A 25,752-nucleotide genomic window follows, 5' to 3' on the forward strand; every position below is an offset into this window, starting at 1 on the left:
GTGGGTCGTGAGTGGTAAGTGTCGTTCTAACGACACTTACCACTCACGACCCACGCGACCCACTCGGTCCCGCCGCCGCCCCTCCCGCCGCGCCCCAATCGAGACGAAACCCTTACGCGCGGCCTGTAGCGTTTCGCGGCTCTCGAACGATGAGTAATTCCCTTGCCGCACAGGCATTCCGCCAAAAGCAGGCGAAGCGTGGACACCGGTAACGAAGCCGGTCCTTCCGCCGACCAACGGGCAGCGGAATGCGGCTGGAGGAATTCGTCATGAAGATCAGTGTCTTCGGGCTCGGTTACGTCGGTTGTGTGTCGGCGGCGTGCCTGGCCGGGCGCGGGCACGAGGTCGTCGGGGTCGACGTGAACCCGGTGAAGATCGACCTCATCTCCAGCGGCAAGGCGCCGGTGGTGGAGGAACGGATCGGGGAACTGACCGCGGAGGTCGTCGCCAGTGGTGCGCTGAGAGCCACCACCGACGTCGGACAGGCGATCGCGGACAGCGACGTCTCCCTCATCTGCGTCGGTACCCCCTCGGCTCCCAACGGCAGCCTGTCGACGGCGTTCCTGGAGCGGGTCGCCGAGGAGATCGGTGAGGCGCTCAAGGAGAAGGCGACCAGGCACACCGTCGTCTTCCGCAGCACCATGCTGCCGGGCACCTGCCTCGACCTGCTCGTCCCGATCCTCGAGAAGGCGTCCGGCCGCACCGCCGGCGTCGACTTCGGGGTCGCGGTCAACCCGGAGTTCCTGCGCGAGGGCAGCAGCGTCAAGGACTTCTACGACCCGCCCAAGACCGTCATCGGCGAGCTCGACGCGGCCAGCGGCGACGTCGTCGCGGCGCTCTACGAAGGGCTTCCCGGCGAGGTCTTCCGCGTCGCGATCCCGGTCGCCGAGATGACCAAGTACGCCGACAACTCCTTCCACGGGCTCAAGATCGGCTTCGCGAACGAACTCGGCGCGATCTGCCGCGCGCTGGGGCTCGACTCGCACCAGGTGATGGACGTCTTCCTCGCCGACCGCAAGCTCAACATCAGCCCCGCCTACCTCCGCCCCGGGTTCGCCTTCGGCGGCTCGTGCCTCCCCAAGGACCTGCGTGGCCTGGTCTACGCCGCGCACCGCGCGGACGTCGCCGTCCCGATCCTGTCGCACGTCCTTCCTTCCAACGACGAACACCTGCAGCGTGCCTTCGACCTGGTCGCGCGCACCGGCAAACGCAAGGTCGGGCTGTTCGGCCTGTCCTTCAAACCCGGCACCGACGACCTCCGCGAGAGCCCGCTCGTCGAACTCGCGGAGCGTCTCCTCGGCAAGGGCTACGACCTCCGTATCTACGACGCCAACGTCAGCCTTTCCCGGCTGATGGGCGCGAACCGTGAGTACATCGAGGGCAGGCTGCCGCATCTCGGCCAGCTGCTGGCCGGTTCCATCGGCGAGGTCGTCGACCACGCCGAGGTCTGCCTCATCGGCTGCACCGACCCGGACGTCCTCGCGGCGCTCCCGGCGGGCGGCGGCCACACCATCATCGATCTCGTCCGCGTACCCGACGCCGACCGGCGCCGGACTGAAGAGGGATATGTCGGTCTTGCCTGGTAAAGCTCTCATCCTCGTCGAGAACCTTTCCGTCCCCTTCGATCGCCGCGTCTGGCAGGAGTGTCAGACCCTCCGTGACGCCGGCTGGGAAGTCCACGTCATCTGTCCACAAGGGACGAAACGGGACACCGAGGCCGAAGTCACCATCGACGGCGTCCACATCCTGCGGTACCCGCTGAAGGCCGCCACCGGCGGTCCGGCCGGGTACGTCCAGGAGTACGGCTCGGCGCTGTGGCACACGCTCCGGCTGGCCCGCAAGGTCGGCCGGGTCGACGTGGTGCACGCCTGCAACCCGCCGGACCTGCTGTTCCTGGTCGCGCTCTACCTCAAGCGCCAGGGCGCGAAGTTCATCTTCGACCAGCACGACCTCTGCCCCGAGCTGTACCTCTCGCGGTTCGACCGCGGCGAGGACTTCCTGTACCGGGCGGTCTGCGCGCTGGAGCGCCGCACCTACAAGACCGCCGACGTCGTCATCGCGACCAACGAGAGCTACAAGGACGTCGCCGTGAAGCGCGGCGGCAAGTCGCCGGACGACGTCTTCGTCGTGCGCAGCGCGCCGGTGGTCGAGCGGTTCCACCAGGTCCCGGCCGAAGTCGAGCTGAAGAAGGGCAAGCCGCATCTGCTGGCGTACCTCGGCGTGATGGGCCCGCAGGACGGCGTCGACTACGCCCTGCGCGCGCTCGCTTCGCTGCGTGACACCGTCGGGCGCACCGACTGGCACGCCGTGTTCATCGGCTCCGGTGACGCCTTCGACGCCATGGTCGCGCTCTCCAAGGAACTCAAGCTCGACGACCAGGTCGAGTTCACCGGCCGCATCTCCGACGAGGACCTGCTGCGCTACCTGTCCACGGCCGACGTCTGCCTTTCGCCGGACCCCCTGAACCCGCTCAACGACGTGTCGACCATGAACAAGATCATGGAGTACATGGCGATGAGCCGCCCGATCGTCTCCTTCGAACTGCGGGAGGCCCGGGTTTCGGCCGGGGAGGCCGCGCTGTACGCGCCGGCGAACGACGAACCGGAGTTCGCGAAGCTGATCGCGCATCTGCTCGACTCGCCGGATCAGCGGGCCGCGATGGGTGAGCTGGGGAGGGCGCGCGTCGCCGGTCCGCTCTCGTGGGAAAACTCCCAGAAAGCCCTGCTCGCGGCCTATGCGGCCGCGGTCCGTTGATCGACATCCCGGTCGCGTTTTGAACAAGACTCGGGCAATCCTGTAACCAACGCCGCGATCAAGCCGACGGGATTGATGCCGCACGCACACGCACCGATGGGAGATCCCGGCTTTGACTGACGATACGGTGCGCCTGTCCATGATCGGGCAGGTTCTGCGCGGACGATGGCGGACCCTGGTGGTCGTCGCCGTCCTCGGTGCCCTGGTCGGCGCGGGATCGTCGGTGATCCTTTCCCCCGGCTACCGGACCACGTCCAGCGTGCTGCTCCAGGGGCCGCGCGAGGCGGACGAACTGCTCACCCAGGCCGAGGTGGCGACCAGTTCGGTCGTCCTCGACCGGGCCGCCGCCGTGCTCGGTGACGGCCAGACCGGCGCCGACCTGCGGGACAAGGTGGCCACGTCGGTCGCACAGGGCAATGTGATCACCATCGAGACCACCGGCGACACCGCCGAACAGACGCAGCGGCTCGCGGATCAGGTCGCGCAGGAGTTCGTGAAGTACTCCACCCAGATCATCGCCGGTTCCGCCGACGCCGCCGTCCAGCTGGCGCAGGAGCGCCGCGAGACGTTGCGCCAGCAGGTCGCGCAGACCAACCAGCGGATCAGTGAGCTTTCGACGAAGGTCAACGACGGCAAGACGACCGTGGAGAGCGTCCAGCTCCGCACCGAACTGCAGGGCCTGCGCTCGTCGATCGAGTCGGCGATGTCCACGCTGAACGCGGCCGACACCGCCAGCGGCCTCGGCAACATGGTCGTCCTGGGTTCGGCCGAGCTGCCGTCCTCGGCGGCGGCGCCCACGCTGCCGCAGCTCGCCCTCGGCGGTGCCGCGCTGTTCTTCCTGATCGGCCTGTTCGGCCACCTCTTCACCGCCCGCGTCGACCGGCGCCTGCGGGACGAGGAGGAGATCGCCGCGGCGCTCGGCGGCCCGGTGCTGGCCACTTTCGACGTCGTGGACGAGCGGCCGGCCGGGACCTCGCTGCGGGCGAAGATCCTCCGTGACGACAGGCCGTGGAACATCCCGCGGGTCGACGTCTTCGCCGACGAGATCGACACCGTCGTCCAGTACCGGCGCCTGGTGTCGCGCCTCCCGCACCGGCGGCTGCTCGTGCTGGCCGCCGCCGACGACCACGCCGGGCAGCGGGCCGCCGAGCGGATCGCCGGCTTCGCCGACCGGTGGTGCGACGTCGTGACGGTTTCCCCGGTGCGGCCGGTCATCCAGGACACCGAAGCCGAAGGGGTCCTCGTCGTGTCGAGCCTCGGCTCCCGGTCCGCCTGGGAGCTGGTCGGGATCGCGGAAGCCTGCGCCGACGCCGGTCTCTCCGTGGCGGGCACCGTGCTGACCCGCCCGGTCCGGCCCACCCGCGGCCGCTCCGCCGCCTCCACCCCCACCGACCACGAAGCACTGGCAGGGACACCGTGACGAGCGCCGAAAAAGCGAAGTCCGAGCCGCTCATCGACCTGCAGCGGCTGGTCGTCTCGGTCCGGAGACGCCGCCGCCTGTGGCTGGCCACCGCCCTGCTGGGGCTGATCCTCGGCGGCCTGGTCGCGGCGTTCCTGCCGTCGCCGCCCACCGCGGTGGCGCAGATCCTGGTCGTCCACCCCGACGACTCGCCGACCGACAGCGGGACGCTCATGCGGACCGACGTCGCCGTGCTCCAGACGACGAAGATCGCCACCGAGGCGCTCAAGAAGCTGAACAGCACGCAGGCGCCGGAGGAGTTCCTCAAGGACTACGAGGGACTGGGCCTGACGAACAACGTCCTGCAGCTGACGGTCAAGGCCAAGAGCAAGGACGAGGCGCTGGCCCGCGCGCAGGCGCTTTCCGACGCCTTCATCACCGAGTACATCGCCCGTAACCAGGCGGCCGCGGCGGCGCAGCAGAAGGCCCTGCTCGACCAGCGCAACCAGGCCCAGAACGAGCTCACCCCGATCGAAGCGGCGATCGTCACCGAAGAGGCCAAGAACCGCAACGCCAACCCGGCCCAGCTGGAGCGGCTGTACGCGCGCCGGGCGGAGCTGACCTCGAAGATCTCCGACTACGACGGCCGCGCGCAGGAGGCGGGCATCGGTACGCCGAAGGTCGCCGCCGGGACGCAGATCGTGGACGCGCCGCGGATCCTGCCGCGGTCGCTGCTCAAGACCCTCGCGACCGACATGGGGATCGGGCTCGCGCTCGGCCTGCTCGCCGGGCTGGGGCTCGCCGCCGTCACCAGCGTGGTGAAGGACCGGCCGGTGCTGCGCCGCGAGATCTCGCGGCACCTCGGCGCCTCGGTGATCGCGCAGCTGCCGAAACCGCTGCGGTTCCTGCGGAGTTCACGGGCGGGCGCCCGGCGGCAGCGGGTCGCGGCGACCCTGGTCCGGGCCGTCCGGCAGGGCAACGGCCCGGTGTCGCTGCTCGACCTCGGCGCCCGCCAGGTCACCGCCGCGCTCGCCGTCGACATGGCGCGTGAGCTGGCGGAGACGGGGCCGGTCTCGCTCGTCGACGACCTGCCGAAGGCGAACCTCCGCGAGCTGGCCGGTGAAGGCCCGGTCCAGGTGCTGGACCGCGGTGACGCGCCGGTGGCCGCCGGCGAGCGCCGCATCGGCGTCGGCTCGGTCGAGCCCGGTACCGCCTGGACCGACCTCGAATTCCTCGGCAAGGAGACGATCCTCGTCGTCCGCACCGGCCACGCGAACACCGAATGGCTGCACACCGTCGCGCGGCAGCTGGCGGACCGGCGGATCCCGATCATCGGCGTCGTCGTGGTGGATCCCGATCCCCGCGACCACACCGACGGGACCCTGTGGGACGGCCTGCACACCGCGCTGCGCGGGCGGGCGGGCGTCGTGCCGGAGCGGCGCGAGGAGGTGCCCGAGCGCAAGGCCGCGCCGGTCCGGCGGGCGCCGGTCGAGCAGGCCGAGCGGCCCACGCCGAAGCCGGTCGAGATGTTCCCGCGGGAGAAGAAGATCGGACGGCGGCATCCGACTCCGTACAAACGGGCGGGCGAACTCGACAACGCCGATCAGCCGACCAAACGATTCGCACCGGTTTCACCCGATAACGCCGAAGCTTTGTAAGGGGAGCGAGCGCAGATGTGCGGTATCGCAGGGGCCTACCTCTGGCCGGACGGGGGACCGCTCCGGGATCGGCTCACCAAGACCCTCGCCCACCGCGGACCCGACGGTTCCGGCCGGTACGACCACCGGGCCGGTGACGGCGAGGTCCACTTAGGACACCGAAGGCTGTCGATCGTCGACCTGACCGAGACCGGCGCACAGCCGATGGTCAAGGACGGTCTCGCGCTGACCTACAACGGCGAGCTGTACAACGCGCCGGAGCTGCGGAAGGAACTCGAAGCGACGGGCGTGCGGTTCCGGGGGACGTCCGACACCGAAGTCCTCCTGGAGGCCTGGCGCGAGTGGGGCACCGAAGGCATTTCCCGGCTGCGCGGCATGTTCGCGTTCGGGGTCTTCGACGAGCGTTCCGGCGAACTGGTGCTCGTCCGCGACCAGCTGGGCATCAAACCGCTGTTCCTGGTGCGCCGGGGCAAGGGGGTGGCGTTCGCCTCCGAGCTGAAGGCGCTGGCCGCCGAACTCGGCGGTTCGCTGACCGTCGACGACACCGCGCTCGTCGCCTCCCTGCTCTACTACTGGGTTCCGGACGGCCGTTGCGCCTTCAAGGAGGCCGAGAAGCTCCCGCCGGGCAGCTGGGCGCGGTTCCGGCCGAACGGCGACGTCGAGCGCGGCACCTTCTGGTCGCTGCGTCAGGTCGCCGAAGAGGGAGCGGCGTATGAAGGCGAGTTCGACCTCAACGCCGTCATCGAGGACTCGACGCGCAAGCACCTGATCGCCGACGTTCCGGTCGCCACGTTCCTTTCCGGCGGGCTCGACTCCAGCTACCTGACCGCGCTCGCCGCCCGCGAGCAGCCGGGGATCTCCGCTTACACCATCGGTTTCCGGGCCGAGGACGCGAAGTTCGAGGCGATGCCGGACGACCTGATGTACGCGAAGAAGGTCGCCGCGAAGTTCGGTGTCGACCTGCACGAGATCGAGATCGCGCCGCAGGTGCTCGACCTGCTCCCGCGGATGACCTACCACCTCGACGAGCCGATCGGCGACCCGGCGGCGATCAACAGCTACCTGATCTGCACCGCCGCCCGCGAGGCCGGGGTCAAGGTGATGCTGTCCGGGATGGGCGCGGACGAGCTGTTCGCCGGATACCGGAAGCACCTCGCGAACAAGATCGCCGTGCAGTACCAGCGGGTGCCGGGTCTCGTGCGGCGGCCGGTGGAGTCCCTTGTGGACAGACTGCCGGTGGCGACGTCGAAACGCGGGTTCCGCTCGGTCCGGTTCGCCAAGCGGTTCCTCTCATTCGCGGAACTGCCGGAGGAGACCGCCTTCCGGCGCAGTTACACGATGTACGACCAAGCCGAACTCGTCGGTCTGCTGAACCCGGACCTCGCGGGCGCCGTCGACGACGTGATCACCGAACACGCGGACACCTATCACGACAACACGTTGACCGACTTCGTGAACCGCATGTGCCTGGCCGATTCCCGGCTCTTCCTGCCGGGGCTGAACCTCGCCTACACCGACCGGTCCAGTATGGCCGCCTCCACCGAGGTGCGGACGCCGTTCGTCGACATCGAGGTCGTCAAGGCCGCGTTCCGGATCCCCGGCGACAAGAAGATCGTGAAGCGCCAAGGGAAGATGGCGCTGAAGGAAGCGGCGCTGTCGATCCTTCCCGCCGAGATCGTGCACCGGCCGAAGGGCCTGTTCAGCGCGCCGCTGCGGGCCTGGATGAGCCGCGACCTCGCGCCCCTGGTGCGCGAGGTGACGAACGAAGGCGAATTGGTGAAGGCCGGTTTCCTCCGCCGTGAGGCCCTGCAACGACTCGTCGACGAAGACGCGTCCGGGCAGCAGGACCGGTCCAAGCATCTCTGGCACATCTTGACCCTCGAGTACTGGTACCGCGGCGCCGTTTCGGCCCGATCCACTTGATCGCTTAGGAGCGACGTGAAGCAGGTAGTGCAGAACTACAAGAGCGGGGAGCTGGCGCTCCTCGACGTCGGAGTCCCCGCGTGCAAACCGGGTGGTGTGCTGGTCCGCACCGCCTATTCGCTGATCTCCACCGGCACCGAGATGATGAAGGTGTCCGAGGCGAGCCTTTCGCTGGTGGGCAAGGCGAAGGCGCGGCCGGATCAGGTCGCGAAGGTGATGCAGAGCGTCGCGACCAACGGGCTCACGGCCACCTACCGCAAGGCGATGAACAAGCTCGACTCCTACACGCCGCTGGGGTACTCGCTGTGCGGTGTGGTCGAGGAGGTCGGCGCGGGCATCGACGACGTCGCCGTCGGCGACTACGTGGCGTGCGCCGGAAACGAGCACGCGCTGCACGCGGAACTCAACTGGGTGCCCAAGAACCTCTACTCGAAGGTGCCGGACGGCGTCGATCCCCGGCACGCCGCGTTCGGCACGGTCGGTTCGATCGCCATGCAGGGTGTCCGCCAGGGCGAACCGCAGATCGGTGACATCGCGCTGGTCATCGGGCTCGGCCTGATCGGGCAGCTGGTCGTCCAGCTGCTGGTGGCCTCCGGTGTCCGCGTGGTCGGCGTCGACCCGGACCCGGCGCGCTGCGCGCTGGCCGAACAGCTCGGGGCGCTGAAATGCGGTGATCCCGGATCCGGCGTCATCGACACCGCCGTCGCGGAGATCAGCTCCGGGCACGGCGTCGATCAGGTGTACCTCGCCGCGGGCGGCAGCACGAACGAGCCGGTGGAGCTGGCCGCGAAGCTGGCCCGCGACCGCGGCCGGGTGATCGACATCGGCAAATGCTCGCTGAACCTGCCGTGGAACGCCTACTACGAAAAGGAACTCGACGTCCGGTTCTCGCGTTCGTACGGCCCCGGCCGCTACGACCCCGAGTACGAACTCGAGGGCCGCGACTATCCGATCGGCCAGGTCCGCTGGACCGAGCGCCGCAACCTCGAATGCGTCGTCGACCTGATGGGCAGCGGCCGCCTCGACGTCGAACCGCTGATCTCGCACGTCTCGGACTTCTCCGACGCCGTCGAGACGTACCGGAAGCTGAACGAGGGCGAACTCAAGGCCGTCGCGGTGCTGTTCGAGTACGAGAAGCGCGCGGCGGCCGCCGCCGAGCAGGCCGTCGCCTCGGTTTCCGTGCCGAAGCCCTCGGCGGTCCGCGCGGCCCCGAAGTCCGGCGGCGTGCGGATCGCGTTCGTCGGCGCGGGCAACTACGCGTCGTCGATGCTCCTGCCGCATCTGGCGGAGATGGAGTACGTCGATCTCACCGAGGTCGTCACCACCTCGGCGCTCTCGGGCGCGAACGCCAAGCGCAAGTTCGGGTTCGCCCGCGCCACCACCGATCTCGACACGATGCTCGAAGACACCGCCATCGACGCGGTGTTCATCGTGACCAGGCACAGCTCGCACGCCGAGCTGACCAGGCGCGCGCTGCTCGCGGGCAAGGCCGTCTTCGTCGAGAAGCCGCTGGCCCTGACCGAGAAGGAACTCGAGATCGTGCTCGGCGCGATCGAGGAATCCGGCAACGACCGGCTGCAGGTCGGCTTCAACCGCCGGTTCGCGCCGCTGCTGAACGAGTCGATGCTCCACTTCGGACCGCGGATCGGCCCGGCTTCCGTGCGGTACCTGGTCAACGCCGGTCAGCTCGACGCCGGCAGCTGGTACAACCAGGCCGACAGCGAGGGTTCGCGGTTCGCCGGCGAGGGCGGCCACTTCATCGACACGGTCAGCTGGCTGCTCGGCTCCGACCCGGTCTCGGTGTACGCCACCGCGACGCCGGGGCACCAGGACCTGCAGATCCTGCTGCGCTATCCGGACGGCTCGACGGCGTCGATCGCCTACACCACCAGCGGTTCGTCGGCGTTCCCGAAGGAGACCATCGACGTCACCGCCGACGGCAAGGTGCTGAAGTTCGACGACTTCGCGCGCGCGTCGGTGTTCGGCCGCAAGAAGTGGGCGAGTTCCCGGATCCCCAAGGGCCGCGACAAGGGCCAGGCCGCCGAACTCGAAGCATTCGTGAACGCGCTGACGACCGGGGTCGCGATGCCGGTGTCCGTCGATTCGCTGGTCTCGACGACGTTGGCCACGCTCGCGGTGAACCGCAGCCTGGAAACCGGCGCACCCGTCCAGATCGGGCGCGACTGATGGATCCCTCCTGGTACCTGCGAAGACTGTCGCGGATGGGGCCCGCCGAGATCGCGGGCCGGGTCACCGACGTCGTGCGCAAACGCCAGTGGCGCGCGGTCGCGGGGGAGAAGGCGGCCTGGCTGCCGGACCGGCGGTTCGCGCCGGTGCCCGGTGACGAGGTCCTCGCCGCCGTCTCCGGTGAGGCGGTGAAGGATCTGCTCGTCACGGCGGATCGCCTGATGGAGGGCCGCGCCGAGTACTTCGGTGTCGAACGGGACGACCTCGTCGACCCGGACTGGTCCTTCGATCCGAAGACCGGCAGGCGCGCACCGTCCGATGTGTACTCCTTCGACATCCCGTACCGGAGCGAGGAAGCGGTCGGTGACATCAAGCAGATCTGGGAGCCGTCCCGGCATCAGCACCTCACCGTGCTGGCCGCCGCGTACGCCCTGACCGGCGAGGAGCGCTACGCCGAACGCGTGGCCGCGCACCTGAAGTCCTGGTGGGCGGCCAATCCGCCGATGCGCGGGGTGCACTGGGTCAGCGGGATCGAACTCGGCATCCGGCTGCTGTCGTGGGTGTGGGTCCGGCGGCTGCTCGACGGCTGGCCGTCCGCGGCGGCGTTGTTCGAGGACAACCCGGTGGCGCTCAACCAGATCTGGCATCACCAGCGCTGGCTCGCGGCGTTCCCCAGCCGGGGTTCGTCGGCGAACAACCACGTGATCGCCGAGGACGCCGGGCAGCTCGCCGCCGCCTGCGCGTTCGGCTGGTTCCCGGAATCGCCGCGGTGGCGGGACGCGGCGCTGGCGTCGCTGGACAAGATGCTGGGCCACAACACCTTCGACTCCGGCATCAACCGGGAACTCGCCACCGAGTACCACGGGCTCGTCCTGGAGCTGGGGCTCGCCGGGGCGCTGGAGGCGAAGGCCGCCGGTGTCGCGGTGCCCGAATCGACCTGGCTCGTCCTGCTCCGGATGACCGACGCGCTGGCGTCCCTGGTGGACGACAGGCTGCGGCCGCCGCGTCAGGGTGACGCGGACGACGGCTTCGGGCTCATCGTCGATGGGGACGAAACCAGTCGCTGGGCGTCCTTGCTCGACACCGGATCAGTCCTTTTCGGACGGTTGGACTGGTGGCCCGAGACGCCGGGTGGCGATGTCCGCACCCAGCTCTTCTCCGCACTGGCCAAGGACATCCAGGTCGGCGCGCGGCGTCCGGTGCGGCGGCGGGACGACTTCGCCGACGCCGGGATGACCATCCTGCGCGAGGGCGGGATCTGGTGCCGGTGCGACGGCGGGCCGCACGGCTTCCTGTCCATCGCCGCGCACGCGCACGCGGACGCGCTCTCGGTCGAGGTCCGGCACGACGGCGTGGACATCCTCGCCGACCCCGGAACCTACTGCTACCACGGTGAACCGAAGTGGCGGTCGTACTTCCGCTCCACGGCCGGGCACAACACGCTCGAACTGGGCGGTCGCGACCAGTCCGTCTCCGGCGGCCCGTTCCTGTGGACGAGACACGCCGTCACCACGGTGATCTCGGCCGGGACGCCGTCACGCTGGAGCGCCGAGCACGACGGCTACGCCCCCGCGGTCCACCGGCGCTCGGTGGAACTGGAGGGCTCCGGCCTGCGGATCCTCGACGAGGTCCGCGGCGGCGAGTCCCAGCCGTGCCGCCTCGCGTTCCACTTCGGCCCGGCCGTCGAGGTGGCGCTTTCCGGCGGGACGGCGACGCTGTCCTGGACGGTCGACGGCCAGGAGCGGAAGGCTTCGCTCGAACTGCCGCCCGAGCTGCGATGGTCGGCGCACCGCGGCGAGACCACCCCGCCACTGGGCTGGTACTCGGCCGGGTTCGGCAGGCGCGAGCCCGCGTGGACGGTGCTCGGCGCCGGCACCGCGGCCGACGGGGCCACGTTCACCACCACGCTCACCTTCGAATCAGGTAACGAGGATCCCCCATTGTGATCGCACGACCGCCCCGCCTCCGCCGGGCAGCGCTGCTGGTGCTGCTCGGTTCGATGACGCTCACCGCCTGCACCACCCCGGCCGACGAGGCCGGACCGGGACCGGATCCGGCCAAGGTGCCGTCCGGTTCGCTCGCCCAGGTGTGCGACAAACTGCCGGAAGGCCCGGCGGAGGTGCCGTCGGGGGCGGTGAAGATCGACCCGGCGGTGCCGGGTGATCTCGCCGCGAAGACGCGGTCGAGCCCGCCGGGGACGACGTTCTGGCTGGCCCCGGGTACGCACAAACTCGGCGACGACCGCTACGACCAGGTCAACCCGAAGCCGGGCAACAGCTACGTGGGCGCTCCGAAAGCCGTCCTGGACGGCCGGAAGATCAACCAGTACGCCTTCGCGGGCAACGCCGCCGACGTCAAGATCCAGTACCTGACCGTGCAGGGCTTCGCCGCACCGCACGACGAGGGCGTGGTCAACCACGATTCGGCCGACGGCTGGATCATCGAGCACAACGCCGTCCAGGACAACGACGGCGCCGCGCTGATGGCGGGCGCGCGCCAGCAGGTCCGGGGGAACTGCCTGCGGCGCAACGGGCAGTACGGGATGAACGCCTACGCCCAGGGCAACCGGATCACCGGTCTCGTCGTCGAAGGCAACGAGATCTCCGGCAACAACACCGGCGACTGGGAACGCAAGATCGACGGCTGCGGCTGTACCGGCGGCGTCAAGTTCTGGTCGGTCGACGGCGCCGACATCCGCGGCAACTGGGTGCACGACAACCGCGGTGTCGGACTGTGGGCCGACACGAACAACAACGACTTCCTCATCGAGGGCAACGTCATCGAGAACAACGACGGCTCCGCCCTGATGTACGAGACCAGCTACAACGCCGTCATCCGGGGCAACACGATCCGCCGGAACAACTGGGTGGACGGCAAGGGCTACATCGATCGCGGAGACAGCTTCCCGGTGGCGGCGATCTACGTGTCCGAATCCGGTGGCGAGCCGAGGGTGAAGGCGCGGACGGACAAGCTGGAGATCTCCGGGAACTCGTTCGAGAACAACTGGAACGGGGTCACCCTCTGGGAGAACTCCGACCGGTTCTGCAACAGCCCGGCCAACACCTCGTCCGGATCCTGCACGCGGCTGGTGCCCGAGCAGGCGAAATGCGCGCAACCCGGGATCGCGGCGGGCGCGCTGAACGCCGACTGCCGGTGGAAGACCCAGCGCGTCGAGATCCACCACAACCGGTTCGTGCTCGATCCGGCCGCCACCGGCTGCGAGGAGAGCTGCGCGCGGATGGCGATGCTCGCGAACTTCGGCACGTTCCCGGAGTGGTCGCCGTACAAGGGCGAGGCCGTCCAGCACGCCATCACCTTCGCGCAGGGCAACCGGTTCTCCGACAACACCTACTCCGGCCCGTGGACCTTCGTGGCCTTCGAGCCGAGCCGCGTACTGGGCTTCGGCGAGTGGCAGGGCGCGCCGTACAAACAGGACGAAGGCAGCAAGTTCGCCCGAGCGGGAGGTGGCTGACGTGCTCGATCCCGCGGTCCGCCCGGCGACCGTCACCCGGCCCGGCCTGCCCAAGGCCGCCGGCCTCGCCTGGACGCTGCTGATCATCAACACCCTGGGCTCGACCGGCGCGAAGACGGTCATCCCGCTGCCGAGGTCGGTCAGCCAGCTGATCACCATGGGCTCGCTCGGCGCCGCGTTCCTCATCGCGCTCGCCCTGAACCACAAGCTGCGCATCAGGCCCAGCGCGTACCTCTCCCTGCTCACCCTGTTGCTGGTCTTGAGCACTTTCGCGAGTTTGGACCTCGAAGGCGGCTTCGGCTCGCTGTTCCGCTGCTTCCGGTTCACCCTGTTCCTCAGCACCCTGTGGTTGCTCACCCGCTGGTGGGGCAGCCTCGACCTCGTCCGCACGTACATCCGCGCGTACGCCGTGGTGCTGGTGACGGTGGTGATCGGGCTCGCGATGAGCCCGGCGAAAGCGATGCCGTTCGAGTACGGCGGACGGCTCACCGGGGCGCTGTGGCCGCTGACCCCGCCGCAGGTCGGCCAGTACTCGGCCATCGTCATCGGGCTCACGATCCTGTTGTGGCTCGGGGGACGGCTGGACCGGCGGAACGCGCTGATCGTCATCGTCCCGGCGTTCGGGATCCTGCTGCTGACCCACACCCGCACCGCGACGCTCGGCCTGGTGGCCGGGACCGTGGTGGCGCTGATGTCGCAGTGGATGTCCAGCGCCCGTGCCCGCAAGGTGTTCACCGGGCTGGTCTTCGGCGGCGTGTTCCTCGTGGTGGTGCTGGGCGGACTGCTGCAGGCGTGGTTCCTGCGGGGGCAGTCCGAGGAGAACTTCTCCAGCCTCACGGGCCGGGCGAAGGTGTGGGACGCGCTCCTCGACGCGCCGCGCACGACGCTGGAGTACCTCTTCGGTGTCGGCCTGACCGACAAGTCCTACGACGGGCTCCCGATCGACAGCAGCTGGCTCGCGGTCTACCACGAGCAGGGCTTCGTCGGGATCGCGATCGTGGCGGCGTTCCTGCTCGTGCTGATCGTGGTCGCGGTGCTGCGGCCGCCGTCACCGGCCAGGGCGTGCGCGATCTTCCTGATCACCTACTGTCTTTCCGCCTCCTACACCGAGGCGGGCCTCGGCGACGCGTCGCCGTACCTGCTGCACCTGGCCCTGGCCGCGTCGCTGCTGGTGCGTGTACCCGCCGAAGAACCCGAATTCCTCAAGGAGACGGCGTGAAGGTCCTCGTGATCCACAACCGGTACAGATCCGAGCAGCCGAGCGGCGAGAACAACGTCGTCGACCAGGAGGTCGCGCTGCTGGCCGGGGCCGGGCACGACGTCGGCCTGTTCGAACGGCGCAGCGACGACATCTCGGAGATGTCGTTGCCGCGCAAGGCCGTCGTCCCGCTCCAGGTGCCGTGGAACCGCGCCGTACGCGCGGAACTCGCCCGCCGTCTCGCCGACGACCGGCCCGACGTCGTCCACATCCACAACACCTTCCCGCTGCTGTCGCCGTCGGTGCTGGCCGCCTGTGCCGACGCGGGTGTCCCAACGGTCGCGACCGTGCACAACTACACCCTGATCTGCCCGCCCGGCACGCTGTACCGCGACGGCCAGGTCTGCACGGACTGCGTGGGACGCAAGCCGATCCCGGCGGTGCGGCACGGGTGCTACCGCGGTTCGGCGCTCGCCACCGTGCCGATGGCGGCGAGCCTGATGCTGAACCGCGGGCGCTGGTGGTCCGGGGTTTCGCGGTTCTTCTGCATTTCGCGGGCGCAACGCGAGGTGCTGATCACCGCCGGGATGCCCGCCGAGCGGCTCGCGGTGAAGTACAACTACGTCGATGACCCGGGCAAGACCCGCCGGGGTGCGGGGGAGCATGTGCTGTTCCTCGGCCGGATCACCGCGGAAAAGGGCGTCGGCCTCCTGATGACCGCCTGGGACCAGCTCGCCGCGGCGGGCGGGCCGCTGCCGCCGCTGGTGATCGCGGGCACCGGCCCGATGCAGGACGAGGTCGCCCGCTGGGCGCACGGCCGCGACGACGTCCGCTACGTCGGCCTCCAGTCCAAAGAGGAGTGTCGCGACCTGATCGCCCGCTCGAACGCCGTCGTCGCCCCGTCGGAATGGCTGGAGACGTTCGGGCTGGTCGTGGTCGAGGCGATGGCCGCCGGTGTCCCGACGGTCGCCGCGGCCCACGGCGCCTTCCGCGAACTGGTGGAAGACGGCGTCACCGGCCTGCTGCACGAACCCGGGAACCCCGAATCACTCGCGGCGCGGCTGCGGGAGATCGTCGGCGACGCCGAACGGAACCAGCAGATGGGCTGGGCGGCCCGGCTGGTGTACGAACAGGAGTTCACCCCGAAGGTCGGTCTCGAACGACTTGTCGGCGGGTACCAGGCCGCGATCGACGCATGATCACCGGTCCGCCCGCGGTCCCGCCGAGGGCGCGGATCCCGCTCTGGGTCTTGGGTGCCTTCGGCTTCCTCGTCGCACTCGTCCTCGGCGTGCGCTACGCCGGTACCTCCCACACCGCCGGACTGGACGCGCTCCTGCTGCCCGCCATCGACCGCGTCGAAGGCCCGCTCTGGTACCTGGCGACCGCGATCGACTTCGTGGGCGAACCGGTGGGCGCGGTCGTGGTCATCGCGCTGTTCGGCTGGGTATGCCTGCGGCACAGGCGGCCGAGGACGGCGATCCTGCTGGTGGCCGCCGCCGGGGTGACGGTGGCGCTGACCACCGGGCTGAAACCGCTGACCGGGAGGCTGATCCACGGCGAGTTCCTCTCGTATCCGAGCGGGCACACGGCCTTCGCGGTGACCGTGGCGTCGGTCGTCGCGCTGCTGGTGATCGACGTACGCGATCTCGGGCCCGGCAGTGCGGCTTCGGTGCTGGTGGGACTGGTCGCCTTCGCGGGGCTCGCGATGGGGTGGGCCGAGGTGGCACTGGGCGCGCACTATCCGACGGACACCTTCGGCGGCTTCGGCGTCGCTGTCGCGGTGGTGCCGGTGGTGGGGTGGGCGGTGGACCGGCTCACGCGGCGGGATTGACGTCCGGGCGCTGCCGGGCCCGCGCCGCCCGGAACGCGGCGCGGAGTTCGGCGAGTACCCGGTCCGGCTCGGTGCGCAGCCGGGAGGGAAGGGTCTGCAGCACGACGATCCCCGCGGCGGCGTATCGGGCGTTGCGGGCGACGGTGGCGCGGTGGTCTTCGAGGCTCGTGTGGTGACGGTAGGAGTCGATCTCCCAGGCGAAGGCGACCGCATCGCACCAGAAGTCGGAAGTGGCGATGTAGTTCCCGTTCGCGTCGTAGATCGCGACGTTCCACTGGCCGGGCGGGAGACCGGAGCGTTGCCAGAGGCGGTAAGCGTCGGCTTCCGCGACGGATCTGGCGCCATCGAGAAGCGGGGCGAGGGCTCGTCTCGGTAGGGCGGTTCCGGTGCGTCCCGCTTGGTCGAGTTCGTGGGTGAGCATGGCGGTGGTGCAGAAGCGGCGTTGGACGGCCTCGGCCATCATCGCCTGGATCTCGTCTTCGTCGGTGAGCCTGCGTGCGGCGTCGATGACGGCTCGGGGGACGGGCGCGACGGGAAGGCCGCCTCGGAGGTGGGGGCGGGGCAGGTGCCGTGTCCGTTCGACGTGCACGAAGCCCGCCGTGACGACTCGGCGATCGTGAGGGATCAGGATGTGCACGTCGCGTGGTGAGGGCAAGCGCTCCAAGCCATGGCGACGAAGTGCCCAGAGACCGGTCAGGCTCGTGTCTTCACCTCCATGGAGCAATGCACCGCGGAGTCGTTGTTCGTCGGTGGGTTCTCCGCTGTGGAGCAGCACGATTCCGGGCAAGAGCCGCTGCCAAGGGCCACCGGGAGCGCATCGGCGCCGGATCGTCCGTTCCGGCACACCGGCGGCTTCCAGGTTTGACGCCCGGATGACCGGTGGGCCATGCGTCAAAAGGGGACTGTTCGCCCAGGTTCGTCTTTGCACCTGATCACCATGCGCCCCACCACCGACAAGATCGCGCTGTGAGCAGCATGAGCGGACCTGTCACGCCGAAACTCGCTCGAGTGGGGAAGATTCCGGCCGTTGGACGGCCGGAATCTTCCCCACTCGCCTCAACATCCACCGTCCCCAAAAGAACTACAAGCGTCCTGCGAGTAAGGAGCCCCCCGCCACTCCGCAAACCCCACCGTCCGCGAAGTGTCATGAACGACGAACCGCCAATCCCCCGAGTAAGCGTTCTCGTACCACCGATTCTCCTGCCGGAACGTCACCGCGTCCGAAATCACCGAGCCCCGGTAAGGCGACCAGTCCGGATAGGTCCCGAAATTCGCCAAAAGCGCCATCCGCCCGCAGAACCCCGTGCACCCCGAGCCGTGAGAGAACCTGTTGCCGTGCACCGAAACCCGCTGCGTCTTCCACCGGCAGTCGTCGTACAGCGGCCGCGACGCGATCCCCGGCGCGGAACAGGAGGACACCGAAGGCACAAGCCGGGTGCACGAGCCGGACGAGGTGTTCGCCGGGCTGTTGCAGAAGCGGTCCGCGTTCTCCCACAGGGTGATCCCGGCCCAGTTGTCCTCGAAGACGTTGTCGACGATCTCGATCAGCGACGTCCGCGCACGAACCCGCGGCTCACCGCCGGACTCGGACAGGTAGATCGTCCCGACCGGGAAGTCGTCCCCGCGCGCGGCGAACGCGCGGCCTTGGACAAGGGTGTTGCGCCGGAACGTGTTCCCCCGGACGACGAGGTTGTAGGAGATCTCGTAGAACAACGCCTCCGCCTCGTTGTCCTCGATCACGTTGTCCTCGATGAGGAAGTCGTTGTTGTTCGTGTCCGCCCAGAGCCCGGCGCCGTGGTTGTGGTGGACCCAGTTGCCGCGGACGTCGGCGCCGTCGACCGCCCAGAACTTGACGCCGCCGCTGCACCCGCAGCCGGGGACCTTCTGCTCCCAGTCGTCGGTGTTGTTCCCGCTGATCTCGTTGCCCTCGACGAGCAGCCCGGTGATCCCGTCGCCGGCGCGGTAGGCGTTGATGCCGTACTGGCCGTTGTTCCGCAGGCAGTTCCGCCGGATCTCCTGGCGCGGCCCCGCCATCATCGCCGCGCCGCGGTTGTCCTCGATGGTGTTGCCCTCGATGATCCAGTGTTCGCCGGAGTCATGGTTGACCACGCCCTGATCCAGTGGTGCCGCGAAACCGCGGATCGTCAGGCCGCGGATCACGACGTCGCGCGCCTGCTGGGTGAAGGCGTAGCGGTTGACGCCGCCGCCGTCCAGGACGGCGCCGGGTGCGCCGAAATAGGCGTTGCCGTCCTTCGGGATGATCTGGCCGAACTCGTCGGGGCCCAGCGTGTGCTTGCCCCCGGCCAGCCAGAACGTCGTGCCGGCCGGGAGTTCGCGGGTCTTCGCGGAAAGATCGATCCCCGGTTCGATGACCACGGCGTCGTCCGGTTTCGACGGACTCGCCGGTCCCGCGTCGCAGACCGCGGCAGGAGCCGCCGTGGCCGGGGAGGCCGTGACGACTCCTGCCGCGAGGAGCAGCGACAAAATCAGGAACACGGGCATACCGCAAACGGTAAGCCACTATGGACAGTCCCAGAGGGACACTTACAGGTGAAACTTCAGCAGGTCGTCCCCTCCCCGAACCCACTGCAAACGTCCTGTCGATACGGCTCGGCCTGCCATTGCGCCGCGGTCAGCCGCCGCGACGTGTCGTGGGCGACGAACGTCCACGGCCCGTAGTACTGGTTGTCGTACCACCGGTTCTCTTGCCGGAAGGTGATCGCCTCCGAGATCACCGCACCCCGGTACGGCGACCAGGCCGGATAGGTCCCGTAGTTCGAGAGCACCGCCATCCGCCCGCAGAGGGCGAGGCAGCCCTCCATCGTCGAGTCGAACTCGAACGTGTTCTCGTGCACGGAAACCCGCTGGGTCTTCCACCGGCAGTCGCTGTACAGCGGCGCCGTGGCGATGCCCGGATCGGAACAGGCCGAGGTCGGGGAGACCAGCGCCGTACAGGAAAGCGTCGAGGTGTTGGCCGGGCTGTTGCAGAAGCGGTCCGCGTTCTCCCACAGGGTGATCCCCGACCAGTTGTCGGAGAACAGGTTGCCGCGGATGTCGATCTTGTCGGTCCGGGCCGGAAGCCGGGGTTCCCCGCCCGATTCGCTGAGGTACACGGCGGCGACCGGGAAGTTGTCGCCCTTGGCGGCCCGGGTGCGGCCCTGGACCAGCGCGTTGCGCCGGAACGTGTTCCCGATCAGTTCCAGGTTGTAGGAGATCTCGTAGAACACGCCCTCGGACGCGTTGTCCTCGATCAGATTGTCCTCGATGAGGAAATCGTTGTTGTTCGTGTCGGCCCAGAGCCCGACACCGTGGTTGTGGTGGACCCAGTTGCCGACGATGTCGGCGCGGTTCACCGACCAGAACTTCGCGCCACCGCTGCAGCCGCAGCCCGGGATCTTCGCTTCCCAGTCGCCGGTGTTGTTGCCGGAGATCTCGTTGCCTTCGATGACCAGATCGGTCAGCCCGGTGGCGAACCGGTAGGCGTTGATGCCGTACTGGCCGTTGTTGCGCAGGCAGTTCCCGATCACCCGCTGGCCGGATCCGGTCATCATGGCGGCGCCGTCGTTGTTCTCGATGACGTTGCCCTCGATGACCCAGCGGTCACCGGAGTCGTGGTTCACCACGCCCTGATCGCGTTCGGCGACGAAACCGCGGATGGTCAGCCCGCGGATCACGACGTCCTTGGCCGACGTGGTGAAGGCCGCCCGGTTGAGCCCGCGCCCGTCCAGCACGGACCCTGGTGCGCCGAGATAGACGTTGCCGTCCTTGGGCATCACCTGCCCGTACTGATCGGAACTCAAGGTGTGCGTGCCGGGCGCGAGCCAGAACGTGGTCCCCGGCGGGTTGAAGCGGGTCTTGTCGGTCAGATCCGTTCCCGGTTCGACGACCAGTGCGCCTTCCGGCGCGGTGGGGACGCCGACGGTCGTGCCGCACACCCCTCGGGTCGGCTCAGGATCCGCCACCGCTGTGCTTTCAACGGCGACCTGGAGCAATAACACCGACAACGCGACGCAAAGCGCGCGCGTGCCGGCCGAGCGGCGTGCGATCCCTGGGGTCATACCCTTCTCCGAAATACCGGCTTCACCGGACGGCCACCCAGCCACGGCGCCGGATCATCCGCGTCGAGTGCTTTGCGGTACACGAGGCAGGCCTGCGCGACCACTTCGACAGTCCGGTCGATGTCTTCTTCGGACAGCGCGCTGCTGACCACGAACGACGGTCCGAGGATCCCGCCCGTGATCAGCTGCCGCAGGAACAACGTTCGGTAGTCCTGCGACGGTTTCTTCTCGGCGTCGAGCGTGCCGAAGACGAGGTTGCTCGCCCGGCCGCGCACGACGACGTGTTCACCGACCCCGGCCGAGGCCGCGACTTCGCGGACCCCGGCGGCGAGCCGGTCGCCGAGCGCGTGCAGCCGCGCGGCGATGCCTTCTTCGGTGTAGGTCTCCATGACCGCGATCGCGGCGGCCAGTGAATGCGTCTCGGCGCCGTGCGTGGTGGACAGCAGGAAGACGCGGTCCCCGCCGGTGCGGAGCCCGCCGAGTTCCATCAGCTCGCGTTTGCCCGCGAGCGCCGAGACGGCGAACCCGTTCCCGAGTGCCTTGCCGAACGTCGAAAGATCCGGCGTGACACCGTAGAGCCCCTGCGCTCCGGCCTCCGACCAGCGGAAACCGGTGATCATCTCGTCGAAGATCAGCACGCAGCCGTACCGGTCGGCGAGTTCCCGCAGGCCGATGAGATACCCCGCCGGGGGTTCCTGCTGCGTGGACGCCTCCAGGATCAGGCAGGCGACCCGGCCCGCGTGCTCCCGCAGCAGCGCTTCCGTCGCGGTGAGATCGCCGTAGGGGAACGACACGGTCAGGCCGGTGATCTCGTCCGGGATCCCCGACGCCATCGGCGTGGTGCCGATGAACCAGTCGTCGATGGAGAAGAACGCGTGGTCGCGGCAGATCGCCACCAGCGGCCTGCCGGTGGCCGCCCTGGCGAGCTTGACCGCGGCCGTGGTGGCGTCCGAACCGTTCTTGGCGAACTTGACCATCTCCGCGCCTGCGACGGTCTCCAGGAACTTCGTCGCCGCCCGTTCCTCCACAATGGACGGACGGGCGAAGTTGGCGCCCCGGTCGATCTCGCGGTGGGCGGCCTCGCTCACCCGCGGGTGCACGTGCCCGAGGCTGACCGCGCGCAGTCCCGAGCCGTACTCGATGTACTCGTGCCCGTCCACGTCCCAGACGTGCGCGCCGCGCCCGTGGGAGATGACCGGTGCCAGGTTCTCGGGGTACTGGTCGTCGCCCTTGGCGTAGGTGTGGGCGCCTCCGGGGATCATCGCGTGGAGACGCTCGTTGGCCCGCATGGATCGGGGAAGATGCCGGTGCACCTGTGCTCACCTCATGTTCTGTAGTGCCTCGGAAAGCGAGAGGGCCTGCCGGTCCCGTGCCGAGACGAACGCGACCGGCAGGGGCCAGGAAATAGCCAGATCGGGGTCGTCGTAGGCGATCGCGACGTCTTCCGCGGGATCGTGCGCGCGGTCGATCCGGTAGGAGACGTCGGCGTACTCGGTGAGCGCCTGGAAGCCGTGCGCGCAGCCCGCCGGGATGTACACCGACACCTGGGTGTCCCCGGTGAGTTCGAACGTCTCCTTGCCGAGATAGGTCGGCGAATCCGGCCTGAGGTCGACGACGACGTCGAAGACGGCGCCCCACGAGCATCGGACCAGCTTCGCCTCGCCGAGACCCGACCGGAGGTGCATTCCGCGCAGCACTCCCTTGCGGGACCGCGAAACACTGTCCTGCGGGAACCCGTCCGGATCGATCCCCACCGACCGGACGACGTCGGCGTCGAACGTGCGGCTGAAGAAGCCGCGTTCGTCGACGTGCGGCGTCGGCTCGAACAGGTACGCCCCCGCGATGGCGGGCACCGGGATCGCTTTCATCGGACTCCCTTCGGCAGGAAGGCGGCCGACAGCTCGGAGAACTGCCGGTCCAGCAGCCGCTCCTGCTCCGCGCCTCGTTTCGCCACGACTTCGGCCAGTTCGCCCGCCCGGGATTCGAGTTCGGCGAACTGGCGGACCAGCGCGTCGAAGTCGATGTCCTTGGCCTGCTGGCAGAACTCCCCGAGGCCCAGTTCGGTCATGAGCACGTCGTTCTTGCGGGCGTACCCGATGGACAACGTCGGTTTCGCCAGTTTCAGCGCGCACAGGACGTTGTGGTACCGGGTGGCCACGACGGTCTCGACCCTCGACATCGACCGCAGCAGTTCGTCCAAAGTGGACATCTCGGCCGCCGCGACCAGCGGCGAGCCGACCACCGTCACGATCTCGTCGACGACCTGCCGGTCCGCCTGGTCGCCGATGAACAACCGGACCGGGCGGCCGTCGGCGACCAGCTTGGCGATGAACCGGGTCATCTTGTCCACATAGGACCGGTAGATCTCGTCGGCGCGTGCCCTGTCCTCGTTCCCGCCGTGGTAGGCCATCACCCCGACCCCGACGGAGCGGGGCAGCACCGGTTCGGACGGCACCGGCAAGGCGAAGGCCAGATCGGGATAGACGTGATCGCGGGTGACGTCGACGCCCATCTCGCGCATCGCCTCGCGGGAAGGTTCGTCCCGGTAGGACCGGAACGCCGCCAGCCGCGCGGCACCGCCGACGATCGCCCGGATGGCCCGTTGCCCGCTCACGTTGGCCCCGACGCTCACCAGCGCCACCTTGGTGCCGACCAGGCGGCCGGACGCCGACAGCAGGAACAGGGAGTACGGGAAACCCCACGGGCGCACGGGAAGGGTGGCTTCGAGGACACCCATCCCCGGCACGATCACCACATCCTGGCGCCGGACCCACGCCGCCGTGCGGACGACGTCGACGAGCTTGCCGAACCCCTTCATCGCGATGGACAGCGGTCCCGAGGCCGTCCGGTACTCGCCCTGGTACCAGTTCAACGCCGTCGTCTCTAGGCCGTAGCGCGACGCGACGATCTCCGGACCGCCGCACATCACGCTGATCGCGGCGTCCGGATGCGCCGCGCGCAAATACCCGAGAACCGCCTCGAAGGAACCGTCGTTGCCGAGGTTCCCGGATCCGAGGAGCCCGAAAAGGCCGATCCTCGCGGGCGGGGTCAAGGGACTCTTCCCTCCTGGCCGGCGACGACTGAGAGCACGGAGACCTCACGCGGGCCGAGTTCGGCCTCGGCCTGCACCGGCATCCGGCCCATCGCCGGGTTTCCCGCCCGGTTCAGCAGCCATTGCCGCAGGTACCGGAAGCATTCGCGCTTCTCCGCGCCGGTGATCGGCGCGTTGCGGATCGCGTTGACGTACCCCAGGACGTACTCGCCGAGCAGCCGGACCATCGGATGGCGCAGTTTGTCGGCCCGTTTCGGGTCCAGGTTGCTGGCGCGTTTGCGCACGGTCGGGTACTCGTGCTCGGAGCGGCCGGGGTGGTCGCGCCGGAAGTACAGCCAGTCCGGCACCTGGTGGAACGGGCCGTGCAGGGCCAGTTCCGAGATGATCGTGCGGTCCGCGTGGTGGTAGCTGTCCAGCGGCGCGACCCGGCGGAGCACCTCGGTCCGGATGACCGCGCCGTCGTCGTCCCCGCCGGTGGCGAACAGCGTGCTGCGGAAGCGTTCCGCGGCGTGCGGCGAAACGGTGTTGAGCGGGTACTTCAGCGCCTGCGTGACGACGCCCTTCTCGTCGATCATCGCCGTCCACGAATGCGACAGCACGAATTCGGGGTGCTCGTCGAGCGCCTCGATGCAGCGCTCCAGCAGGTCACGTGCGTAGAGGTCGTCGTCGGAGCCCCATTTGAACAGTTCGCCGCGGGCGACGTCGACGCAGTAGTTGTGGTTGGGCGCGCAGCCGATGTTCACCGGTTGGCGCACGTAGCGAACACGGGGATCCTGCTTCGCGTACTCACGGCTGATCTCTTCGGTGTGGTCCGTGGACGCGTTGTCCGAGATGATCAGTTCGAAGTTCTCGTAGGTTTGGCCGAGAAGTGCGTCCAGCGCTTCGGCGAGGTAGTCCTCGCCGTTGTAGACCGGGACCCCGATGCTCAGCCGAGGAGCGGTGCTCATGACGTCCTCATCTCTTCCTTTTTCGAAGTCAGATGTTCTTTGAGCGCGGCGAGCAGCTGAAGCCACCACACCGCCGACCCGCAGGTGATCGCCAACGCGACCCCCCAGGCGGATCCCGACGCCCCGGCCAAGAAGGCGCCGATGAGCCCGAAACCGACGTAGCCGGCCGAGTTGATCAGCTGGGCGCGAAGGCTCCTTTTCGCAGCGCCGAGCGCACGCAATCCGGCGGCCGCCCCGGTGTTGAAGCCCGCCGCGGCGATACCGATGGTCACCGGGAGGATCAGTTCCGAAGCGGGATCCCAGACGTCGCCGAGGACGAACCGGCCGGCGTCGTGGGGTACCAGAAGCAGGGCGAGACCCCAGAGCAGGGCCGCGGCCGCCTGACCGGCGCCGAGAACGGCGCAGAAATGCCGGAGGCGATGCGGGGCCCGTTGGAGCACCCGCGCGCCTTCGGCCACCGTGGCCAGGGAAAGTCCCATCAGCAGGGCGAAGAACGGCCCGAGCAGCAGCTCGGCGCCGCGCACCGCGCCGACGCTCGCCAGTCCCGCGATCGCGCCGAGGCCGTACATCCGCAGTTGCGACGAGCCGCTGTTGCTGACGTTCTCGATCAGGTAGCGGGTGCCGAGGTCACGGTGCCGCTTGAGCCAGTCGAGGGTGCCGCGCGGAGCCGGCCGGACCCCGGCCTGCAGGCAGCCGTATCCGGCGGCGACCGCCCCGGACAGGCCCCACGCCAGGATGAAGGCGACGACCGTGTCGAACCACCGGTGCGCGACGAACAGGGCCGGGATCAGCGCGACACCCCAGACGACGTCGTTGACGAACGCCTTCTTCCCGTGTCCCGCGGCGAAGAACGAGAAGCGCCAGGCGTCCTGCAACAGCAGCGTCGGGATGACGAAGCCGAGTGCGACGAACGCGCCGCCGATGGGCCCACCCACCACGAGACCGGCGACCACGCTGATGGCACCGGCGACGACACCCGCGGAGAGCGCCGTCCCGGTCGCCTTGGCGGTCGCGGTCCGCCAGGTCTCGTCTGCCACCCCGGAGAACCGCACCATCAGCGGATCCGTCGTCAGCCCGCGGGAAAGGTTGAGCACCACGCCGTAGCTGACCCAAGCGAGGCTGAACATGCCGAAGGCGAACGTGCCGAGTGAGCGCGCCACGAACAGACCGACCACGAAGTTGGTGATGCTGGAGACTGCCTGGTCGCCCAGACCCCAGCTGAGCCGTCCGGCCATTGCCCGGACGGCCTGGGAACGCAGAAGTGATCGCATCT

19 protein-coding genes are annotated in these 25,752 nt (G+C 69.0%); 11 read left to right on the forward strand and 8 right to left on the reverse strand.

The window, feature by feature from the left end; translation table 11 throughout:
* The first annotated feature begins 269 nt into the window (after positions 1-269).
* The 11 genes from L324_RS25835 to L324_RS25885 all read left to right on the forward strand — a co-directional run bounded on the left by L324_RS25835 (position 270) and on the right by L324_RS25885 (position 16,422).
* Positions 270-1,586 carry a nucleotide sugar dehydrogenase gene (locus L324_RS25835; RefSeq protein ID WP_037314143.1) on the forward strand — a complete coding sequence of 439 codons (1,317 nt, stop codon included), beginning with the start codon at positions 270-272 and terminating at the stop codon, positions 1,584-1,586.
* Complete coding sequence (locus tag L324_RS25840; protein WP_037313934.1) at positions 1,567-2,754, forward strand: glycosyltransferase family 4 protein; 1,188 nt, start codon at positions 1,567-1,569, stop codon at positions 2,752-2,754. Before L324_RS25835 ends, L324_RS25840 begins: the two co-directional genes overlap by 20 nt.
* Before the next feature lie 139 nt (positions 2,755-2,893).
* On the forward strand, positions 2,894-4,174 hold the full coding sequence (locus L324_RS25845; RefSeq protein WP_051174099.1) for a GumC domain-containing protein: 1,281 nt from the start codon (positions 2,894-2,896) through the stop codon (positions 4,172-4,174).
* On the forward strand, positions 4,171-5,811 hold the full coding sequence (locus tag L324_RS25850; RefSeq protein ID WP_037313944.1) for a Wzz/FepE/Etk N-terminal domain-containing protein: 1,641 nt from the start codon (positions 4,171-4,173) through the stop codon (positions 5,809-5,811). Before L324_RS25845 ends, L324_RS25850 begins: the two co-directional genes overlap by 4 nt.
* Before the next feature lie 15 nt (positions 5,812-5,826).
* Entirely contained in the window at positions 5,827-7,734 is a 1,908-nt protein-coding gene (asnB, locus tag L324_RS25855) for an asparagine synthase (glutamine-hydrolyzing) (RefSeq protein ID WP_037313947.1), read from the forward strand.
* Positions 7,735-7,749: 15 nt separating this feature from the next.
* The gene (locus L324_RS25860; protein ID WP_037313950.1) at positions 7,750-9,921 is read left to right on the forward strand and encodes a bi-domain-containing oxidoreductase; all 2,172 of its coding nucleotides are present in this window, start codon (positions 7,750-7,752) and stop codon (positions 9,919-9,921) included.
* The gene (locus L324_RS25865; protein WP_037313953.1) at positions 9,921-11,867 is read left to right on the forward strand and encodes a heparinase II/III family protein; all 1,947 of its coding nucleotides are present in this window, start codon (positions 9,921-9,923) and stop codon (positions 11,865-11,867) included. The genes L324_RS25860 and L324_RS25865 overlap by 1 nt, the downstream gene beginning before the upstream one ends.
* Complete coding sequence (locus L324_RS25870) at positions 11,864-13,393, forward strand: right-handed parallel beta-helix repeat-containing protein (protein ID WP_037313956.1); 1,530 nt, start codon at positions 11,864-11,866, stop codon at positions 13,391-13,393. The genes L324_RS25865 and L324_RS25870 overlap by 4 nt, the downstream gene beginning before the upstream one ends.
* 1 nt (position 13,394) lies before the next feature.
* Complete coding sequence (locus L324_RS25875; RefSeq protein WP_037313959.1) at positions 13,395-14,612, forward strand: O-antigen ligase family protein; 1,218 nt, start codon at positions 13,395-13,397, stop codon at positions 14,610-14,612.
* Positions 14,609-15,790: a glycosyltransferase family 4 protein gene (locus L324_RS25880; RefSeq protein WP_037313962.1), complete on the forward strand. Its 1,182-nt coding sequence runs from the start codon at positions 14,609-14,611 to the stop codon at positions 15,788-15,790. Before L324_RS25875 ends, L324_RS25880 begins: the two co-directional genes overlap by 4 nt.
* Entirely contained in the window at positions 15,787-16,422 is a 636-nt protein-coding gene (locus L324_RS25885) for a phosphatase PAP2 family protein (RefSeq protein WP_037313964.1), read from the forward strand. Before L324_RS25880 ends, L324_RS25885 begins: the two co-directional genes overlap by 4 nt.
* On the opposite strand, the gene L324_RS25890 is transcribed toward L324_RS25885, so the two are convergent.
* The 8 genes from L324_RS25890 to L324_RS25925 all read right to left on the reverse strand — a co-directional run bounded on the left by L324_RS25890 (position 16,406) and on the right by L324_RS25925 (position 25,750).
* Positions 16,406-17,077, reverse strand: a complete 672-nt coding sequence (locus L324_RS25890) for a hypothetical protein (protein ID WP_328286159.1) — start codon at positions 17,075-17,077, stop codon at positions 16,406-16,408. The two genes, L324_RS25885 and L324_RS25890, sit on opposite strands and share 17 nt — an antisense overlap.
* 401 nt (positions 17,078-17,478) lie before the next feature.
* On the reverse strand, positions 17,479-18,924 hold the full coding sequence (locus L324_RS25895) for a right-handed parallel beta-helix repeat-containing protein (protein ID WP_152547002.1): 1,446 nt from the start codon (positions 18,922-18,924) through the stop codon (positions 17,479-17,481).
* A 56-nt stretch (positions 18,925-18,980) separates the two neighbouring features.
* Positions 18,981-20,480: a right-handed parallel beta-helix repeat-containing protein gene (locus tag L324_RS25900; protein ID WP_235783650.1), complete on the reverse strand. Its 1,500-nt coding sequence runs from the start codon at positions 20,478-20,480 to the stop codon at positions 18,981-18,983.
* Complete coding sequence (locus tag L324_RS25905) at positions 20,477-21,793, reverse strand: glutamate-1-semialdehyde 2,1-aminomutase (RefSeq protein WP_081736472.1); 1,317 nt, start codon at positions 21,791-21,793, stop codon at positions 20,477-20,479. The genes L324_RS25900 and L324_RS25905 overlap by 4 nt, the downstream gene beginning before the upstream one ends.
* Positions 21,794-21,799: 6 nt before the next feature.
* Complete coding sequence (locus tag L324_RS25910) at positions 21,800-22,348, reverse strand: dTDP-4-dehydrorhamnose 3,5-epimerase family protein (RefSeq protein ID WP_037313968.1); 549 nt, start codon at positions 22,346-22,348, stop codon at positions 21,800-21,802.
* Complete coding sequence (locus L324_RS25915; RefSeq protein ID WP_037313971.1) at positions 22,345-23,532, reverse strand: polysaccharide pyruvyl transferase family protein; 1,188 nt, start codon at positions 23,530-23,532, stop codon at positions 22,345-22,347. Before L324_RS25915 ends, L324_RS25910 begins: the two co-directional genes overlap by 4 nt.
* Entirely contained in the window at positions 23,529-24,479 is a 951-nt protein-coding gene (locus tag L324_RS25920; protein ID WP_037313973.1) for a glycosyltransferase family 2 protein, read from the reverse strand. The genes L324_RS25915 and L324_RS25920 overlap by 4 nt, the downstream gene beginning before the upstream one ends.
* Positions 24,476-25,750, reverse strand: coding sequence for an MATE family efflux transporter (locus tag L324_RS25925; protein WP_037313975.1), 1,275 nt, complete (start codon positions 25,748-25,750; stop codon positions 24,476-24,478). The genes L324_RS25920 and L324_RS25925 overlap by 4 nt, the downstream gene beginning before the upstream one ends.
* Positions 25,751-25,752: the final 2 nt, after the last annotated feature.

It is taken from the genome of Amycolatopsis orientalis DSM 40040 = KCTC 9412, from assembly GCF_000478275.1.
Lineage (GTDB): Bacteria > Actinomycetota > Actinomycetes > Mycobacteriales > Pseudonocardiaceae > Amycolatopsis > Amycolatopsis orientalis.

Bases quoted from the DNA above. Each gene is read 5' to 3' on its own strand.
- L324_RS25835 (WP_037314143.1), top strand. From the start codon at position 270: ATGAAGATCAGTGTCTTCGGGCTCGGTTACGTCGGTTGTGTGTCGGCG.
- L324_RS25840 (WP_037313934.1), top strand. From the start codon at position 1,567: ATGTCGGTCTTGCCTGGTAAAGCTCTCATCCTCGTCGAGAACCTTTCC.
- L324_RS25845 (WP_051174099.1), top strand. From the start codon at position 2,894: ATGATCGGGCAGGTTCTGCGCGGACGATGGCGGACCCTGGTGGTCGTC.
- asnB (WP_037313947.1), top strand. From the start codon at position 5,827: ATGTGCGGTATCGCAGGGGCCTACCTCTGGCCGGACGGGGGACCGCTC.
- L324_RS25865 (WP_037313953.1), top strand. From the start codon at position 9,921: ATGGATCCCTCCTGGTACCTGCGAAGACTGTCGCGGATGGGGCCCGCC.
- L324_RS25885 (WP_037313964.1), top strand. From the start codon at position 15,787: ATGATCACCGGTCCGCCCGCGGTCCCGCCGAGGGCGCGGATCCCGCTC.
- L324_RS25895 (WP_152547002.1), bottom strand. From the start codon at position 18,924: ATGCCCGTGTTCCTGATTTTGTCGCTGCTCCTCGCGGCAGGAGTCGTC.
- L324_RS25900 (WP_235783650.1), bottom strand. From the start codon at position 20,480: ATGACCCCAGGGATCGCACGCCGCTCGGCCGGCACGCGCGCGCTTTGC.
- L324_RS25910 (WP_037313968.1), bottom strand. From the start codon at position 22,348: ATGAAAGCGATCCCGGTGCCCGCCATCGCGGGGGCGTACCTGTTCGAG.
- L324_RS25920 (WP_037313973.1), bottom strand. From the start codon at position 24,479: ATGAGCACCGCTCCTCGGCTGAGCATCGGGGTCCCGGTCTACAACGGC.
- L324_RS25925 (WP_037313975.1), bottom strand. From the start codon at position 25,750: ATGCGATCACTTCTGCGTTCCCAGGCCGTCCGGGCAATGGCCGGACGG.